Genomic DNA, 16,290 nt, shown 5'->3' on the forward strand with positions numbered 1-16,290 from the left:
CAGGCGCTTTTTGTAATGGTAAAAACGAAGGAGTGTACGAGATGAAAATAGCTATTGCTTCCGATCATGGTGGAACTCGTTTAAAAGACGAACTCATTAATGTAATAAAAGACTTAGGGTTTTCTTATGAAGATTTTGGTTGTAATTGTGAAGGGTCCGTTGATTATCCTGATTATGCCCTTCCTGTTGCTGAAAAAGTGGCAGCAGGAGAGTTTGATCGTGGAATTCTCGTATGCGGTACAGGAATTGGTATGTCCATCGCTGCAAATAAAGTAAAAGGTATTCGCTGTGCCCTTGTACACGATGTGTTCAGTGCAAAAGCAACAAGACAGCATAACGATACAAATATGATTTCAATGGGCGAACGGGTTATTGGCCCGGGATTGGCAGGAGAAATCGTGCGGACATGGCTAGGCGAAACATTTGAAGGCGGACGGCATGCAAATCGGATCGACAAAATTACTAGCTATGAAGACACGCATCGCTAATGAAGATTGAAGAGCGTTTGATCGATGGATTACATGCGTTTCATAAGCAAGTCCCTGCTTTGCAAAACAAGCTATTTGTTATTGGTGTATCCACAAGTGAAATAGCTGGCAAGCCAATTGGAAAAGAAGGTTCGATGGACATTGCAGAAGAGTTGTACAGGGGATTTGTCCATTTTCAAAAACAGTCAGGGGTTCATCTTATTTTTCAATGTTGCGAACACTTAAATCGTGCGTTAGTAATGGAGAGAAGTGTAGCAGAGCAAAAAGGCTTAACGGAAGTAAGTGCTATACCTGTCCGTCATGCTGGAGGAGCCATGGCAACGTATGCATATCGCCAACTACAAGACCCCGTTTTAGTTGAATCGGTTCAAGCCGATGCCGGAATGGATATAGGTGATACGTTTATTGGGATGCATATTAAACCAGTCCTCGTTCCAATTAGAATTGGCTATACGACTATCGGTTCTGCTCATGTGACGGTAGCGACTTCGCGACCAAGACTAATTGGTGGAGAACGTGCACAGTATAAAATTGGTGAATGATTTATTTAAAAAGTTGCTTAATTTACGGAAAAAGCTGTTATTTTTATCTATAATGAGCTAAAATCATAAATAAATTAAATTATTTACGAACAAAGGCGGGAGAAGAGATGACAAATTTAAAAACACAAGATCCAACGCTTTTTGAAGCAATTGAATTAGAACTTGGTCGCCAACGAGACAAGATAGAATTAATTGCTTCAGAGAACTTTGTTAGTGAAGCCGTAATGGAAGCGCAGGGCTCCGTTTTAACAAATAAATATGCAGAGGGCTACCCTGGCCGACGTTATTACGGGGGATGTGAATATGTTGATATTGCTGAGGATATCGCCCGTGATCGTGCAAAGAAATTATTTGATGCGCATTATGTAAATGTTCAGCCTCATTCAGGGGCCCAGGCAAATATGGGCGTTTATTTCACTATTTTAGAGCATGGAGACACGGTTCTTGGTATGAACTTATCTCACGGTGGACATCTCACTCATGGTAGCCCAGTGAACTTTAGTGGAGTTCAATACAATTTCGTTGAGTATGGTGTACGTGAAGAGGATCAGCGGATTGATTATGATGTCGTTCGTCAAATTGCCCTCGAGCATAAGCCGAAATTAATTGTAGCAGGAGCAAGTGCGTATCCACGTGCGATTGATTTCAAGAAATTCCGCGAGATTGCAGATGAAGTGGGTGCTTACCTTATGGTGGATATGGCACACATTGCTGGTTTAGTAGCAGCTGGCCTTCATCAAAACCCTGTTCCACATGCACATTTCGTCACAACAACAACACATAAAACGTTACGTGGACCGCGTGGCGGAATGATTCTTTGTAATGAAGAAACAGGTGAAGAATTTGGTAAGAAGCTTGATAAATCAATCTTCCCAGGCATTCAAGGTGGTCCACTTATGCACGTCATTGCGGCAAAAGCGGTTTCTTTTGGCGAAGCATTATCAAATGATTTTAAAGCATACGGTAAAGCGATTATTGAAAATGCACAGCGTTTAGGGCGTAGTTTACAAGAAGAAGGTGTCAATATCGTATCAGGCGGAACAGACAATCATCTTGTATTGCTTGATCTTCGTTCGTTACAGTTGACTGGTAAAGTTGCTGAAAAAGCACTTGATTCAGTTGGTATCACAACAAACAAAAATACCATTCCATATGATCCAGAAAAGCCATTTGTCACTAGTGGTATTCGTATCGGAACAGCTGCCGTAACCTCTCGCGGGCTCGGTGTAGACGATATGGATGAAATTGCGAAATTGATTGCTTTAACATTGAAGAATGTTGAGAACGAAGAAGTGTTAAATCAAGTTCAAGAGCGTGTATCGGCTTTAACAGCTAAGTTTCCTATGTACCCGAATCTTTAAGGACATAAAAAGCAGTAGCGACATTCACGTCGTTGCTGTTTTTTACATGATTTTTTTCGTTAAGGGAACATTTAACACAGGTTTCTTTCTTTCAACACTTGTATGAATAGGTGCTTTTCAGGTAAAATCGTTCAGAGTGTGTCGAGAAATGACGATTTTTTAAAAAGGAAGTGACTAAAATGGGTAAGGTTCATGTACTTGATCATCCACTAATACAGCATAAGTTATCGTATATACGAGATAAGACAACAGGCACTAAAGAGTTTCGGGAGTTAGTGGATGAAGTGGCGGCGTTAATGGCATTTGAAGTAACAAGAGATTTGCCGTTAGAGGATGCAGACATTGAAACACCTGTAGGACCAGCACGTGTAAAAAAACTAGCTGGGAAAAAACTTGGTTTGATTCCAATTTTGCGTGCAGGGATTGGGATGTCTGATGGAATTTTAAATATGATTCCAGCGGCTCGGGTTGGTCACGTAGGTCTTTATCGTGATCCAGAAACATTTAAACCAATCGAGTACTATGTAAAACTTCCAAATGATATCGAAGAAAGAGAACTTCTAGTAATCGATCCAATGCTGGCAACAGGTGGCTCTGTCGTCGAAGCCATTAACAGTTTAAAAAAGCGCGGCGCAAAAAATATGCGCTTGATCTGTTTAGTAGCGGCACCTGAAGGCGTTCAGTATGTACAAGAAGAACACCCAGATGTTGATATTTATCTCGCGGCTCTTGATGAAAAATTGAATGAAAAAGGATACATCGTACCTGGGCTTGGTGATGCAGGCGACCGACTATTTGGTACGAAATAAAACAAAAAACCGTTAAAAGAAGAGGGGCTAGTCCTCTCTTCTTTTTTGTATAAAAACCTAGCTTCATTTGCATACTAATCGATACGACAAGCAGTAGGGGAGACGTAACGTATGACGAAACGAGGTACAGTGTATCGGTTATTGCTCGGAATCCTGAGTGTTCTTATACTCTTGCAAGGTTTGAGTATGGCGATGGGGGTGAACGGAGTAGCCTTGGCAGCGGAAAACCAACAACCGACTATAGACAGTAGTAAAAGAGTCGTTATAGTATCGGCGTCTGGTGATGTGAATCGAGCTGTTGACGTTGTAGAAAACCGTATTTCTTCAGCAACGATTAGAAATATTTATGAGAATGTGTACGGTGGATTCTCATTAGAAATCGCTGAAAAAGACATTGAGCGTCTAAAGCAATTAAGCGTTATTGCCCGCGTAGATGATGTGGCTCATTACCAGCCAAGTCTTGAAGGAAGTATCCCTTTTATCGGTGCAGGGGACCGTTTAATGGATAAACAAGACGGGAAAGAGCGCCTCTTAACTGGTAAAGGCGTAAAAGTTGGTGTGATCGATACAGGTGTGGATTACAAGCACCCTGATTTAGAGGCGAACTATCGGGGTGGCTACGATATAGTCGATCAAGACGATGATCCGATGGAAACAAAGAAATCACAAGGGGAGCCGACATTGCATGGCACACATGTGGCAGGCATTATTGCTGCTAATGGACGGATAAAAGGGGTTGCGCCAGAAGCTGAAATTTACGCATACCGGGCTCTTGGACCCGGTGGGCAAGGAACGACAGAGCATATATTAGAAGCCATTGAACGAGCGTTTAAAGATGATGTCGATGTGATCAATTTGTCATTAGGGAATACGGTTAATGGACCTGACTGGCCAACGAGTTTAGCTCTTGATCGAGTCGTAGAGAAAGGCATTGTTGCAGTAACGTCAAATGGAAATAGCGGACCGAGTATGTGGTCTGTTGGTTCGCCAGGGACTTCTACGAAAGCCATTTCTGTTGGTGCTTCTTTGCCACCTGTTGAAGTGCCAGTTATTAATGTAAATGGCTTAAAAGATGAATTAACGTTAACCCCAATTCTAGGTGCGAAAAGTTGGCAACTAAAAGCGAGCTTTGAACTGGTGGATGTCGGGCATGGACTATTGACAGACTATAAAGGAAAAGATGTTAAAGACAAGCTTGTGCTCATGAAAAGAGGGCGCTCAAATTTTGCAGAGAAATTAGCGCTTGCCTCAAAAGCTGGAGCGAAAGGAGTTCTTATTTACAACAATTTAGAAGGAGCTTTTGCAGGAGCCGTAACAGAACCTATCCCAATTACAGGAGCAACTCTATCGAAAACGGAGGGTGAGGCGCTTCGATCGCTATTAAAACAACGGAAGCATAAAGTGAAAGTGGATACCCAGTATAAAGTGAAACAAGACTTAATGGCTCCTTTTAGCTCTAGAGGTCCGGTTACAGAAACATGGGAAATCAAACCGGATCTTGTTGCTCCTGGTGTAGCAATTCAAAGCACCGTTCCGAAAGGCTATTTAGATTTAAATGGAACAAGCATGGCAAGTCCACATGTGGCTGGAGCGGCAGCCTTGTTGATTGAACAACATCCAGATTGGAGTCCAGAGCAAGTAAAATCTGCATTACTTAACTCTACAAAGCGTTTGCAAGATGAACAAGGAAAAGAATATCTGCCGTTTGAACAAGGGGCAGGTCGTTTGCAAGTGGATAAAGCCATTCAGACTCGTACCCTTATATCACCAGCAACCCTCTCATTTGGTGAACTTGAAAAAGGTGAGGGTGTGGTGGAAAAAGAGGTGACCATCTCTATAGAAAACATCAGCAAATCCACAAAGGAGTATACCATTGATCCGCCAATTGGTGAGGTAGACGGTATTTCCTGGGAATTTGAAGAAAAAGTAACGGTTAAGGGTCAGTCTAAAAAAGCATTTACTCTTCAAGCAACCATCGATCAACATGCGATTCAAAAAGGGTTACACACAGGCTACATTGCTGTTCGGGATAAGGATGAAGATATTCATCTCCCGTACATGCTTTTTATTGAGGAACCAAATTATCCTCGAGTGATGGCCTTTCAAATGGCACACAGCGATAAAGCAAACGGCTACTATTACGAATACTATTTACCAGGTGGAGCAGAAGAATCAAGTGTTCATTTATTTGACCCAGATACATTGGAATTTGTAGCGACAATTATTGAAAACCAAGATCAAAGCAGAGGAATGGTAAATGGTGAGATAGACAATTTACAAGTAGCACCAGGTCGTTACAAAGCACTTATTTATGCAAAGAATGAAGGAAAAACAGATATTCTAGAAGCCATGATCCATATTGGAGAGGAATGGATTGGCCCGTAATGAGGAGTGTAGTGAAGAGGCTGGGACAAAAGTAGATAGACAGACCAAAATGACGAACATTCCTGAAAATAGGAACGTTCGTCATTTGTTTTATATGAAAATGAGCGGAAGGAGAATCCGAAGACTCCTGGGGGATCAGCACGTGTCTGAAGACTCTGGAGTGGCGGTTTTTCACGGAGGAGGCTGAGGCCGTGTCCCCGGAAAGCGAAGGATTCTCCTGTAGCGGTGCTACTCAGCATATTTTAGACTATTCGTCTTTTCAAATACTACTTTTCGTTATGTCCCAGCCTCTTTCTTACGCTTGTGCGAGTTTGTATTCAAATGAATAGACGAGTAGAAGGTCATAACTGGAGTAGAAAGTCAATGTTTATGCTTAGTAGAAATGGTTTTAATGTTAAGGAAAGGTAAAAGTTTTGTAAAGATAAAGAGATATAATACATACTCAAAGTACCGTACTTAAACGACTCTCCTCTACTTCGCGGTTTTTTTTGACAGTTATGTGAACAATCAATCCCCATTTTTAAACTCTTTTGAGATTCTTTCAAAATTCGTTGACAGAGGAAAGTAGCTATTGTACGATTACTAAGGGTTACCATGATAAGGGTTACATATGCGATTGTAGTGGCTTTCACTCTAATGAGAGGGGCTATTTCATTGTCGAAACAAAGTAAGAATCCAATGCGAGCGTTCATGCTAGTTTCAACCATTTTATCATGCGTGATTGGAGGTACGGTCGGAGGCTTATTTTTAGGGATATGGCTGGATAAGCTATTGAACGCAAGCCCAGTCTTCTTAATCATATGCCTATTAGTTGGAATGTTAACGAGTATATACAGCATTTCCAAAGTTGTTCAGCCATTTTTAGGAGACGATAACGAAGATGCCAAATAAGGAAGAGCGCACACACTTGATACGTGCACGAATGAATGGATATCTTGTGTATGCACTAGTCATACTTGGGATTTTGATTGTAGGCTATAGCGTGACACCTTACCATTCCGTTTTTTTAGGACTAATTTTGGGGTTTTCAGCTAGTTTTTTGAATTTGTGGACAACTTATCGTAATGCACGCATTATTGGCGGGAACCACTCGCCATCTAAATGGCCCTCGATGCTATTAGCAAGTTTAGGATTCGTTTTCAGAATTATTCTTGCCCTCGCCGCAGTGTGGTTTTCCTTACAATTTCCAGATCACTTCCATCTTCTTGCTGTGATTGTTGGTCTTAGCTTGATGTATCTCGTTATGTTAGTAGATTTGATAATGAAAAGTATGAAGGCGAAAGAGGTGAAAGAATGAATAACAAAAATATTATATGGGAAGATCCTTGGATTGGTTTAACATTTAATCTGACAACCATTTTCACGTCGACAGTGGCATTCATTATTGTTTTTCTTGTGACGGTAATTGGTGCCCGCAAGCTTGCGATGAGACCAACAGGAATGCAGAACTTTATTGAATGGGTTCTTGATTTCTGTAGAGGAATTGTTAAAGCGAACATGGATTGGAAGGTTGGCGGACGATTTATCGTGTTAGCTTACGCCTTACTCTTTTATGTATTTGTTGCAAATATGATGGGAATTCCGTTTGAGCTTGCAACAAATGATTCAAATCACTACGTATTGTGGCGATCTCCAACATCAGATCCGTTACTGACACTGACGATGGCTGGTTTAGTCATTGTACTCACCCACATCTATGGTGTCATGATTGCTGGTCCTGGAGCGTACTTAAAGTCATTTGTAAGTCCAAAGTGGTTCTTGCTACCGTTTAAACTTATTGAAGAAGTAGCCAACTTCCTTACACTTGGAATGCGACTTTTCGGAAACGTCTATGCAAAAGAAATTCTTATGATTCTACTTGTTGGATTAGGAGTTATGGGATTTGAGTATGGATTTGGACAAGGCGTTATTTTAGCAGCTGTTACGATGGTGCCCACAATGGCATGGCAAGCGTTTGGTATCTTTATTGGGTCCATTCAAGCTTACATCTTCGCGATGTTAGCAATGGTTTACATGGCTCATAAAGTTGAAGCACATTAATACCTGCCTTGGCTTATTCCCGAGGCGATTTATAAATAAAAACTACAACACAAAACAGGAGGAATTTTAGAATGATGGATCCAATTGGTTACACTCATCTTGCAGCTGGACTTGCAGCTGGATTAGCAGCAATTGGCGGCGCGATTGGCGTTGCGTTAATTGTTAAAGCAGTACTTGAGGGAGTTGCTCGTCAACCAGAACAACGCGGAACTCTTCAAACATTAATGTTTATCGGTGTTCCACTAGCGGAGGCCGTACCGATTATCGCAATCGTTGTGTCATTAATCCTCATCTTTAGTTAACAAGAAGTCAATAATCGTTCAACATTGAGAGGCGATAGCGTTCTTTTCTAGAACCTCTCGCCTTTCCTTATGTAAGGCTGATTTTTGAGAATAAGGGGTGTAAAAATGAACTTAGGTGATTTTGGTTGGGGTACGGTCCTTTTCCAACTTATTGGATTTGGTCTACTCTTATGGCTACTGTCGAAGTTTGCATTAAGACCGCTTCTTGGTGTTATGCAAAAGCGTCAAGACATGATTAACGATCAAATTGATTCTGCTGAACGCAACCGTAAAGAGTCAGAGAAAATGATCGAGGAACAAAAAGAGGAACTAAAACAAGCACGTGTAGAAGCACGTGAATTGATTGAAAACGCCAAAAAAGTTGGCGAGCAGCAGGGCAAAGACCTTGTCCGCGAAGCAAAAGCTGAAGCAGAACGGATTCAGCATCAAGCACTTGCTGAAATCCGTAATGAAAAAGAACAAGCTGTTACGGAATTACGTGAACAAGTCGCTTCTTTATCTGTCTTAATTGCGCAGAAAGTGATTGAAAAAGAACTGGATGCAAGTGAACAAGATAAGCTTGTTCAAGACTATCTTAAACAAGCGGGCGAAGAGCTATGAGCAACAAAGCGGTAGCCAATCGTTACGCTGTTGCTCTTTTTGAGTTAGGTGTATCCAAAGGTCAAGCGAATGAATACGAACAGGATTTAGCCTTAGTAAGAGACGTGTTTGTTCAAACACCGGAACTGCTAAAGGTACTTGAAACACCAGGACTTTCTCAAGAGAAAAAGGCTCAGGTCATCAAGCAGTCGTTTCAAGGAAATGTACAAGAGACAACGTTAGCGCTTTTACTGACGCTAGTCGAAAAGAATCGCTATACCACGATGCCAGAACTACTTTCAGAGTATAAGAGATTAAATAACGAACTTAAAGGAATCGCTGAAGCAACTGTCTACTCAGCGAAACCAATCAGTGATTCAGAAAAAGAACAAGTTGCAGTTGTTTTTGCACCTAAAGTAGGCAAACGCTCTTTAGAGGTCACAAATGTTGTACAAGAACAACTCGTTGGTGGAATAAAAGTCCGTATTGGCGATCGTGTATACGATGGCAGTGTAAAAGGACAGCTTGATCGCCTTGAAAAAGGGATTCTTGCAGGGAAGTAACAATTTGTCAGTTAGGGGTGAAAACGAATGGCAAGCATTAAAGCAACTGAGATTAGCTCGCTTATTAAGCAGCAAATTGAACAATTTGAAACCAGTGTAGATGTACAAGACGTTGGTACCGTTATTCGCGTTGGGGACGGAATTGCCTTCGCTTACGGTTTAGATAATGTTATGGCAGGAGAGCTTTTAGAGTTTTCTACTGGCGTAATGGGTATGGCTCAGAACCTAGAGGAAGATAGTATTGGTATTATCATTTTAGGACCATATGACAACATTCGTGAAGGAGACGAAGTGAAACGGACAGGACGTATTATGGAAGTTCCAGTTGGAACTGAACTTCTTGGACGCGTTGTAAATTCACTTGGTCAACCAATCGATGGCTTAGGTCCGATTCACACAACAAAGACACGCCCAGTTGAAGGTGGAGCACCAGGGGTTATGGCACGTAAATCGGTACATGAGCCTCTTCAAACAGGAATTAAATCAATTGATTCAATGATTCCAATCGGTCGTGGACAGCGTGAACTTATTATCGGTGACCGTCAAACAGGTAAGACGTCGATTGCAATTGATACAATTCTTAACCAAAAAGATCAAGATATGATCTGTGTGTATGTGGCCATTGGACAAAAAGAATCAACGGTATCAGGCGTAGTTGAAACACTTCGTCAACGTGGCGCACTTGATTACACGATTGTTGTATCTGCAGGTGCATCTGATCCAGCTCCAATGCTCTACTTAGCACCATATACAGGCGTTTCAATGGCAGAAGAATTTATGTACGATGGTAAGCACGTTCTTGTTATTTATGATGATTTATCAAAACAAGCAGCAGCTTACCGTGAGATGTCTCTTCTTCTTCGTCGTCCTCCAGGTCGTGAAGCATTCCCAGGAGACGTATTCTACTTACATTCTCGTTTACTTGAGCGTGCTGCGAAATTAAATGACGATTTAGGTGGCGGATCCATTACAGCCCTTCCATTTATTGAAACACAAGCAGGGGATGTATCAGCATACATTCCGACAAACGTTATTTCGATTACAGATGGACAAGTATTTTTACAGTCTGACTTATTCCACTCTGGTGTGCGTCCAGCCGTTAACCCAGGTATCTCGGTATCTCGTGTTGGTGGATCTGCACAAATTAAAGCAATGAAAAAAGTAGCCGGTACGCTTCGTTTAGACTTAGCGGCATACCGTGAACTAGAAGCATTCTCTCAATTTGGTTCAGATTTAGATGCTGCAACACAAGCTCGTTTAAATCGCGGTCAGCGAACAGTTGAGTTATTAAAACAAGACTTGAACCAACCACTTCCGGTTGAGAAGCAAGTAGCAATTATCTATGCATTAACAAAAGGATACTTAGACGATATCCCAGTAAGTGACTGCCTACGTTTTGAAGCAGAATTGTTTACGTACCTTGAAAGCAATAACAATGAATTGCTAGAGCACATTCGCACAACAGGAAATCTTCCAGAAGAAAGTGAATTCAAAGCAGCGATTGAAGCTTTTAAAAAAGGTTTCGTTCCATCGAATGAATAGGTTATTTTCTTAAGTTTTGCTTAGAAAGGCGGTGAACAAATGGCTTCTTTGCGCGATATAAAAAATCGTATTAACTCAACAAAGAAAACACGTCAAATTACAAAAGCCATGCAAATGGTATCAGCTGCGAAATTAAATCGTGCCCAAGAAAAAGCACAAAGCTATGAAGTATACGCAAGTAAAATGCGTGAGGTTGTAAACAACATGGCTGCGGCTGGTAGTGACGTTAGTCATCCGATGCTTGAAGAACGTCCAGTGAAAAAAACAGGGTATATCTTTATTTCATCGGATACTGGTTTAGCTGGCGGTTACAACTCAAGTCTTTTAAGAGATATGATGAAAACCATTCAATCTAGGCATTCGTCAACAGATGAGTATGCAATTATTGTCTTGGGTAAAATTGGACGGGATCTGTTACGTACACGAAATCAACCGATTATTCAAGAAATGATTGAAATTCCTGATCAGCCTGGTTTTTCGGATATTAAAGGACTAGCCAAAACATCTGTTGAGATGTTTGCCGATGGCGTGTTTGACGAACTATATGTTTGGTATAACCACTTCGTATCTGCAATGACGCAAACCGTTACAGAACAAAAGCTTCTTCCTCTAGGATCTACAGGGGAGCAACAAGGATCCAGCGTCGGCCTTTACGAATATGAGCCATCTGAGAAAGAAATACTTGAAGCTGTTCTTCCTCGTTATGCAGAAAGCTTAATTTATGGGGCTTTGCTTGATGCAAAGGCAAGTGAGTTCGGTGCACGTATGACAGCGATGAGTGCTGCATCCGACAACGCTTCTTCACTTATTGATGATTTAACACTTTCTTATAACCGAGCAAGACAAGCTGCAATTACGCAAGAAATCACTGAAATTGTTGGCGGTGCAGCCGCTTTAGAATAGAACGTATGTGAATTAGGAGGGAAAACGATGTCAACAGGCCGTATTATTCAAATTACAGGACCGGTCGTGGACGTTAAATTTCCAAGTGGTCAACTACCTCAAATCAATAGTGCACTTCGAGTAAATCAATCAGGTGATACACATAACGCTGTTCAAGTAACAGTAACGTTAGAGGTAGCTTTACACTTAGGGAATGATACAGTTCGCACGGTAGCCATGGGTTCAACTGATGGTTTAATGCGTGGAACAGAAGCAGTAGATACTGGAGCACCAATCTCTGTACCAGTTGGTGAAGAGACACTTGGTCGAGTATTTAACGTACTTGGTGAAGAGATTGACTTAAAAGAACCAGTACCAGCAGGAACACGCCGTGACCCTATTCACCGTGATGCGCCAAGCTTTGAAGAATTAACAACAACGACAGAAATTCTTGAAACAGGAATCAAAGTTGTTGATTTACTTGCTCCTTATACTAAAGGAGGTAAAGTTGGTCTATTCGGTGGTGCCGGAGTAGGAAAGACGGTACTTATTCAAGAATTAATTAACAACGTTGCCCAAGAACACGGTGGTATTTCTGTATTTGCCGGTGTTGGAGAGCGTACTCGTGAAGGAAATGACCTTTATCATGAGATGACAGATGCTGGCGTTATTAAGAAAACGGCGATGGTATTTGGTCAAATGAACGAACCACCTGGTGCACGTATGCGTGTAGCCCTTTCTGGTTTAACAATGGCAGAATACTTCCGTGATGAACAAGGTGCAGATGTACTTTTGTTTGTTGATAATATTTTCCGTTTTACACAAGCAGGTTCTGAGGTATCGGCACTACTTGGTCGTATGCCATCAGCGGTAGGTTATCAGCCAACACTTGCTACGGAAATGGGACAATTGCAGGAGCGTATTACTTCTACGAAAAAAGGTTCTGTTACATCTATTCAAGCAATTTACGTACCGGCGGATGACTATACCGATCCAGCTCCGGCAACAGCATTTGCTCACTTAGATGCAACAACAAACCTTGAGCGTAAATTAACGGAGCAAGGGATTTATCCTGCTGTAGATCCATTAGCGTCTACATCACGTGCCCTTTCCCCAGAAGTTGTTGGAGAAGAGCACTACAGTGTAGCTCGTGGGGTCCAGCAAACATTACAGAAATACCGTGAGTTACAAGATATTATTGCCATCCTTGGTATGGAAGAATTATCAGAGGAAGACAAGTTAATCGTTGCCCGTGCGCGCCGCATTCAGTTCTTCCTATCACAAAACTTCCACGTAGCAGAGCAATTTACTGGTCAACCTGGTTCGTATGTACCGGTTAAAGAAACCATTTCAGGATTTAAAGATATCCTTGCTGGTAAATACGATGATCTTCCAGAAGATGCATTCCGTTTAGTTGGACGCATTGAAGAAGTTGTTGAAAAAGCAAAAGAAATGGCCCAGTAAAAAAGAAAGGGAGCGGTTAAACCGTTTCCTTTTCTAAGCTAGCCGACGAGGAGGGGTTCTATGAATACCGTGCAAGTAAGTGTCGTAACTCCAGACGGTGCAGTATACTCAAGTGATGCTGAGCTGGTTGTTGTGAAGACAACAGAAGGGGAGCTTGGAATTAAAGCAAAGCACATTCCCCTCGTTTCTCCGCTTACGGTTGGAAGGGCTCGTTTTTTGAAAGACGGCAAAGAAGACCAAGTATCAGTCAGCGGTGGATTTATTGAAGTTCGTCCAGACCAAGTGACCATACTAGCCGAGACTGCAGAAACACCAGAGCAAATTGATACGGAACGCGCTGAAAAAGCGAAGAATCGTGCAGAAAAACGCTTAAATGATGACAGTGCCCATATTGATAAAGCACGTGCAGAAGCGGCTTTAATGAGAGCTGTTACTCGTCTTAGTGTTGCTAAAGCAAAATAAATAAAAAAATCACCAGACTGTTGATCATCAACAGATGGTGATTTTTTTTGTTTGATACGATCGTAAGCATGAAGTTGTACAAATGACCGTATTAGGCATATACTCCAAAAAGAAGATTGTGCGCAGTATTGTATGAAAAAAACTCTTGTTAAAAAAAGGATGTTAGAAAACTACCGGATAAGGGTAAAGTGTATATGAATGCGCTTTACATGAAGATCATTCTAAACTGTAACCAAATCTTCATTTTTTGTTATGAAAGTGGAATGAATTCCTTAACGAAAGCGGTAGCTTTTTATGCGTAAATCCGTTATCATTGAAAATGGATTGCGAACTTTTAGCTTGACTTTTTGTTTGCCCGGGATTGAATAGGAAATGAGGTCATAAGGTTGACAAGCGATTTAGGTTTGGAAGCATTTATACATATTCTATTAAATCTCCTCGGTTTAGTCATAGCATGGTGGGCGTTACAATCGTTTCGCTTTGATTTGTTCGTGAAAAATCCAAAAAGTACCCAAGCCACTGTTTTAAAAGTGTTAGTGGCAATTACATTGGGACATTTACTTGCTCGTTTTTTTATTGAGTATGCCCAAGCTGTTCGGTACCTACCTTATCTTTTCTAGTAAAAAAAAGTCATAAGAACCTTTGTTTTTTATGTATGCTTTTTCTGCTTCAGGTAAAAATGGTAGTAAGAAAACCTTTTGGTCCTGGAGGGGAATGTTGATATGAATAAAGTGTATTCTGTCTGTTTTCTATTGCTTATCGTTGTTTTCTGTAGCGTGTTATTTGCTTTTGAGAAAGATACTTTAGGAAAAGAAGATACATTTTATCATCAAATGAATGCCTTTAACGACCTTGTTGAGAAAAATAAAATGACAATGACAGATTGGCAAGTCCGCATAAAAAATCAAAGCGAACATGTAGATAATTTTTATACTCAGCTAGACCAGTTCGAGAAGGAATATCCTGAATTTGAACGTGCTTCTTTGGAAGAAAATAAAAATTATGTTCATGTCACGTTTATAAATGGTGATTATGAGGAAACGTTACTGGAAAAAGTTAAATGGATAGTGTCGTCAACAACAAAAGGTTACAAAATAGAAAAAACGTATGAGCTCCTTTCAAATGGAAATGGTGAACTCAAAAATCAACAATTGTTTAAAGATCGATTAAGTACATTAGGTTTTGATTTACAATCGTCTATGTTGTTTTATGAAGTAAAGGCAGAATTGGACGATACGCCTCAAGATTTAATGATTGAGGCTGAACATTTCGTAAGTCAATTAGGCGCGACCACATTAGAGGGCCTAGAAGAAAAAACGTTTGTATCTATCTCTGCATATCATAAAGGATGGACCAATGGTATTGCGACAAATGATGATAAAGAGATGAACGTTCAAATCGCATTACGCGAAAATCAAGAGTTGGGCTCTAGAACAACAGTAACTTTTGGAACGCCTATAATTACGACTGAATATTGATAATATAGAAGAGACAAATATCAGACGCGGAGGGGAATACGTTGGAAAAAATCATTGTCCGTGGCGGCAACAAGCTGCACGGCTCCGTGAAGGTAGAGGGTGCAAAGAACGCCGTCCTACCTGTAATAGCAGCATCAATTCTAGCGGAAAACGGAAAAAGTGTTATCGAGGAAGTACCATCTCTTACAGATGTTTATACAATGAAAGAAGTTTTGACAAATTTAAACGTAGCAGTTGATTACGAAGATGGCCGTTTCGTTGTTCATGCGGATCGTACGCTTAAAACAGAAGCACCATTTGAATACGTTCGTAAAATGCGAGCATCTTTCCTAGTAATGGGTCCTTTACTTGCACGTGTTGGTCGCGCAAGAATTGCATTACCTGGTGGATGTGCCATTGGATCACGCCCAATTGAGCAACACCTAAAAGGGTTTGAGGCGATGGGTGCAACAGTTGAAATTGGAAATGGTTTCATTGAAGCGCGCATTGATGGAAAGCTTCAAGGAACAAAGATTTATCTTGATTTTCCAAGTGTTGGTGCAACAGAAAACATTATGATGGCTGCTGTTCTTGCAGAAGGAACAACAATCATTGAGAATGTCGCGGAAGAGCCGGAAATTGTTGATTTAGCCAATTATTTAAACGCAATGGGTGCGAAAGTAAGAGGCGCTGGCACAGGCGTTATTAAAATTGAAGGTGTAGCTGCACTTCATGGTGCGGTTCACTCAGTTATTCCTGATCGTATTGAAGCAGGGACATTCATGGTAGCTGCTGCTATTACAGGTGGAGATGTGTTTGTTGAAGGTGCCATTGCTGAGCATATGCGTCCCCTTGTAGCAAAAATGCGCGAAATGGGTGTAGAGATCCAAGAAGGTGAAACAGGACTACGTGTTATTGGTCCTGAAGTGCTTAAGGCTGTTGATATTAAAACAATGCCTCACCCAGGCTTCCCAACAGATATGCAAGCACAAATGATGGCGTTGCTTATCCGAGCTGAGGGTACAAGTGTAGTAACTGAAACGGTTTTTGAGAATCGTTTTATGCACGTTGAAGAGTTCCGTAGAATGAACGGAAATATTAAAATTGAAGGCCGTTCTGCGATTGTATCTGGTCCTACGTCTTTACAAGGTGCAGAGGTTGGTGCAACAGACTTACGTGCTGGGGCGGCATTAGTTATCGCAGGATTAGTAGCTGATGGATATACTCGTGTTACAGAATTAAAGCACTTAGATCGTGGCTACGTTGGTTTAACGGAGAAACTTAAAGCATTAGGTGCTGATATTGAACGAGTGGAAGAGCAATTAGAGAATGAATTTGAAAAAACAGCAGAATTGCTATAAGCCTGTATTTCCGGGGAAATAGTGAATTCTTGTCGTTTTGCTGGGATTTAAGT

Annotated in this window: 18 protein-coding genes; all 18 read left to right on the plus strand. The window is 41.1% G+C overall.

Annotated elements, in window-relative coordinates:
* Nucleotides 1-41: 41 nt before the first annotated feature.
* The 18 genes from rpiB (at nucleotide 42) to murA (ending at nucleotide 16,237) form a co-directional block, all read left to right on the plus strand.
* Nucleotides 42-488 carry a ribose 5-phosphate isomerase B gene (rpiB, locus tag BK583_RS01910; RefSeq protein WP_038484081.1) on the plus strand — a complete coding sequence of 149 codons (447 nt, stop codon included), beginning with the start codon at nucleotides 42-44 and terminating at the stop codon, nucleotides 486-488.
* Nucleotides 488-1,030: a TIGR01440 family protein gene (locus BK583_RS01915; protein WP_055735437.1), complete on the plus strand. Its 543-nt coding sequence runs from the start codon at nucleotides 488-490 to the stop codon at nucleotides 1,028-1,030. The genes rpiB and BK583_RS01915 overlap by 1 nt, the downstream gene beginning before the upstream one ends.
* Before the next feature lie 107 nt (nucleotides 1,031-1,137).
* Nucleotides 1,138-2,391: a serine hydroxymethyltransferase gene (glyA, locus tag BK583_RS01920; protein ID WP_038484075.1), complete on the plus strand. Its 1,254-nt coding sequence runs from the start codon at nucleotides 1,138-1,140 to the stop codon at nucleotides 2,389-2,391.
* A gap of 179 nt (nucleotides 2,392-2,570) precedes the next feature.
* Nucleotides 2,571-3,200 (plus strand): uracil phosphoribosyltransferase, encoded by a 630-nt coding sequence (upp, locus tag BK583_RS01925; RefSeq protein ID WP_038484072.1) that lies wholly within the window; start codon nucleotides 2,571-2,573, stop codon nucleotides 3,198-3,200.
* Nucleotides 3,201-3,311: 111 nt separating this feature from the next.
* Nucleotides 3,312-5,585: a S8 family serine peptidase gene (locus BK583_RS01930; protein ID WP_281248492.1), complete on the plus strand. Its 2,274-nt coding sequence runs from the start codon at nucleotides 3,312-3,314 to the stop codon at nucleotides 5,583-5,585.
* A gap of 654 nt (nucleotides 5,586-6,239) precedes the next feature.
* Nucleotides 6,240-6,476: an AtpZ/AtpI family protein gene (locus BK583_RS01940; protein ID WP_051667682.1), complete on the plus strand. Its 237-nt coding sequence runs from the start codon at nucleotides 6,240-6,242 to the stop codon at nucleotides 6,474-6,476.
* Nucleotides 6,466-6,882: an ATP synthase subunit I gene (locus BK583_RS01945; RefSeq protein ID WP_051667681.1), complete on the plus strand. Its 417-nt coding sequence runs from the start codon at nucleotides 6,466-6,468 to the stop codon at nucleotides 6,880-6,882. Before BK583_RS01940 ends, BK583_RS01945 begins: the two co-directional genes overlap by 11 nt.
* Nucleotides 6,879-7,625: a F0F1 ATP synthase subunit A gene (gene atpB, locus BK583_RS01950; protein WP_038484066.1), complete on the plus strand. Its 747-nt coding sequence runs from the start codon at nucleotides 6,879-6,881 to the stop codon at nucleotides 7,623-7,625. The genes BK583_RS01945 and atpB overlap by 4 nt, the downstream gene beginning before the upstream one ends.
* Before the next feature lie 71 nt (nucleotides 7,626-7,696).
* Nucleotides 7,697-7,927 (plus strand): F0F1 ATP synthase subunit C, encoded by a 231-nt coding sequence (atpE, locus tag BK583_RS01955; RefSeq protein WP_274273190.1) that lies wholly within the window; start codon nucleotides 7,697-7,699, stop codon nucleotides 7,925-7,927.
* A gap of 105 nt (nucleotides 7,928-8,032) precedes the next feature.
* On the plus strand, nucleotides 8,033-8,527 hold the full coding sequence (gene atpF, locus BK583_RS01960) for a F0F1 ATP synthase subunit B (RefSeq protein ID WP_038484063.1): 495 nt from the start codon (nucleotides 8,033-8,035) through the stop codon (nucleotides 8,525-8,527).
* A complete protein-coding gene (locus BK583_RS01965) occupies nucleotides 8,524-9,069 on the plus strand; it encodes a F0F1 ATP synthase subunit delta (protein WP_055735435.1) in 546 nt (181 codons plus the stop codon). Before atpF ends, BK583_RS01965 begins: the two co-directional genes overlap by 4 nt.
* A gap of 27 nt (nucleotides 9,070-9,096) precedes the next feature.
* Entirely contained in the window at nucleotides 9,097-10,611 is a 1,515-nt protein-coding gene (atpA, locus tag BK583_RS01970) for a F0F1 ATP synthase subunit alpha (protein ID WP_038484057.1), read from the plus strand.
* Nucleotides 10,612-10,650: 39 nt separating this feature from the next.
* On the plus strand, nucleotides 10,651-11,514 hold the full coding sequence (atpG, locus tag BK583_RS01975) for an ATP synthase F1 subunit gamma (protein ID WP_038484054.1): 864 nt from the start codon (nucleotides 10,651-10,653) through the stop codon (nucleotides 11,512-11,514).
* Between the two features lie 27 nt (nucleotides 11,515-11,541).
* Nucleotides 11,542-12,957 (plus strand): F0F1 ATP synthase subunit beta, encoded by a 1,416-nt coding sequence (atpD, locus tag BK583_RS01980; RefSeq protein WP_038484051.1) that lies wholly within the window; start codon nucleotides 11,542-11,544, stop codon nucleotides 12,955-12,957.
* Nucleotides 12,958-13,017: 60 nt separating this feature from the next.
* Nucleotides 13,018-13,419, plus strand: a complete 402-nt coding sequence (locus tag BK583_RS01985) for a F0F1 ATP synthase subunit epsilon (protein ID WP_038484048.1) — start codon at nucleotides 13,018-13,020, stop codon at nucleotides 13,417-13,419.
* Between the two features lie 386 nt (nucleotides 13,420-13,805).
* Nucleotides 13,806-14,039: a DUF1146 family protein gene (locus BK583_RS01990; protein ID WP_051667680.1), complete on the plus strand. Its 234-nt coding sequence runs from the start codon at nucleotides 13,806-13,808 to the stop codon at nucleotides 14,037-14,039.
* Nucleotides 14,040-14,141: 102 nt separating this feature from the next.
* The gene (locus tag BK583_RS01995) at nucleotides 14,142-14,897 is read left to right on the plus strand and encodes a YwmB family TATA-box binding protein (RefSeq protein WP_051667679.1); all 756 of its coding nucleotides are present in this window, start codon (nucleotides 14,142-14,144) and stop codon (nucleotides 14,895-14,897) included.
* Between the two features lie 41 nt (nucleotides 14,898-14,938).
* Entirely contained in the window at nucleotides 14,939-16,237 is a 1,299-nt protein-coding gene (gene murA / locus BK583_RS02000; RefSeq protein WP_038484040.1) for a UDP-N-acetylglucosamine 1-carboxyvinyltransferase, read from the plus strand.
* The last annotated feature ends 53 nt before the right edge of the window (nucleotides 16,238-16,290 follow it).

The organism is Shouchella oshimensis, from assembly GCF_002019765.1.
Taxonomy (GTDB): Bacteria; Bacillota; Bacilli; order Bacillales; family Bacillaceae_D; genus Shouchella; species Shouchella oshimensis.

What these genes read in the sequence shown, in the direction of transcription:
- rpiB (WP_038484081.1), top strand. Translation starts at nt 42, where the DNA reads ATGAAAATAGCTATTGCTTCCGATCATGGTGGAACTCGTTTAAAAGAC.
- BK583_RS01915 (WP_055735437.1), top strand. Translation starts at nt 488, where the DNA reads ATGAAGATTGAAGAGCGTTTGATCGATGGATTACATGCGTTTCATAAG.
- glyA (WP_038484075.1), top strand. Translation starts at nt 1,138, where the DNA reads ATGACAAATTTAAAAACACAAGATCCAACGCTTTTTGAAGCAATTGAA.
- upp (WP_038484072.1), top strand. Translation starts at nt 2,571, where the DNA reads ATGGGTAAGGTTCATGTACTTGATCATCCACTAATACAGCATAAGTTA.
- BK583_RS01930 (WP_281248492.1), top strand. Translation starts at nt 3,312, where the DNA reads ATGACGAAACGAGGTACAGTGTATCGGTTATTGCTCGGAATCCTGAGT.
- BK583_RS01945 (WP_051667681.1), top strand. Translation starts at nt 6,466, where the DNA reads ATGCCAAATAAGGAAGAGCGCACACACTTGATACGTGCACGAATGAAT.
- atpB (WP_038484066.1), top strand. Translation starts at nt 6,879, where the DNA reads ATGAATAACAAAAATATTATATGGGAAGATCCTTGGATTGGTTTAACA.
- atpE (WP_274273190.1), top strand. Translation starts at nt 7,697, where the DNA reads ATGATGGATCCAATTGGTTACACTCATCTTGCAGCTGGACTTGCAGCT.
- atpF (WP_038484063.1), top strand. Translation starts at nt 8,033, where the DNA reads ATGAACTTAGGTGATTTTGGTTGGGGTACGGTCCTTTTCCAACTTATT.
- BK583_RS01965 (WP_055735435.1), top strand. Translation starts at nt 8,524, where the DNA reads ATGAGCAACAAAGCGGTAGCCAATCGTTACGCTGTTGCTCTTTTTGAG.
- atpA (WP_038484057.1), top strand. Translation starts at nt 9,097, where the DNA reads ATGGCAAGCATTAAAGCAACTGAGATTAGCTCGCTTATTAAGCAGCAA.
- atpG (WP_038484054.1), top strand. Translation starts at nt 10,651, where the DNA reads ATGGCTTCTTTGCGCGATATAAAAAATCGTATTAACTCAACAAAGAAA.
- atpD (WP_038484051.1), top strand. Translation starts at nt 11,542, where the DNA reads ATGTCAACAGGCCGTATTATTCAAATTACAGGACCGGTCGTGGACGTT.
- BK583_RS01985 (WP_038484048.1), top strand. Translation starts at nt 13,018, where the DNA reads ATGAATACCGTGCAAGTAAGTGTCGTAACTCCAGACGGTGCAGTATAC.
- BK583_RS01995 (WP_051667679.1), top strand. Translation starts at nt 14,142, where the DNA reads ATGAATAAAGTGTATTCTGTCTGTTTTCTATTGCTTATCGTTGTTTTC.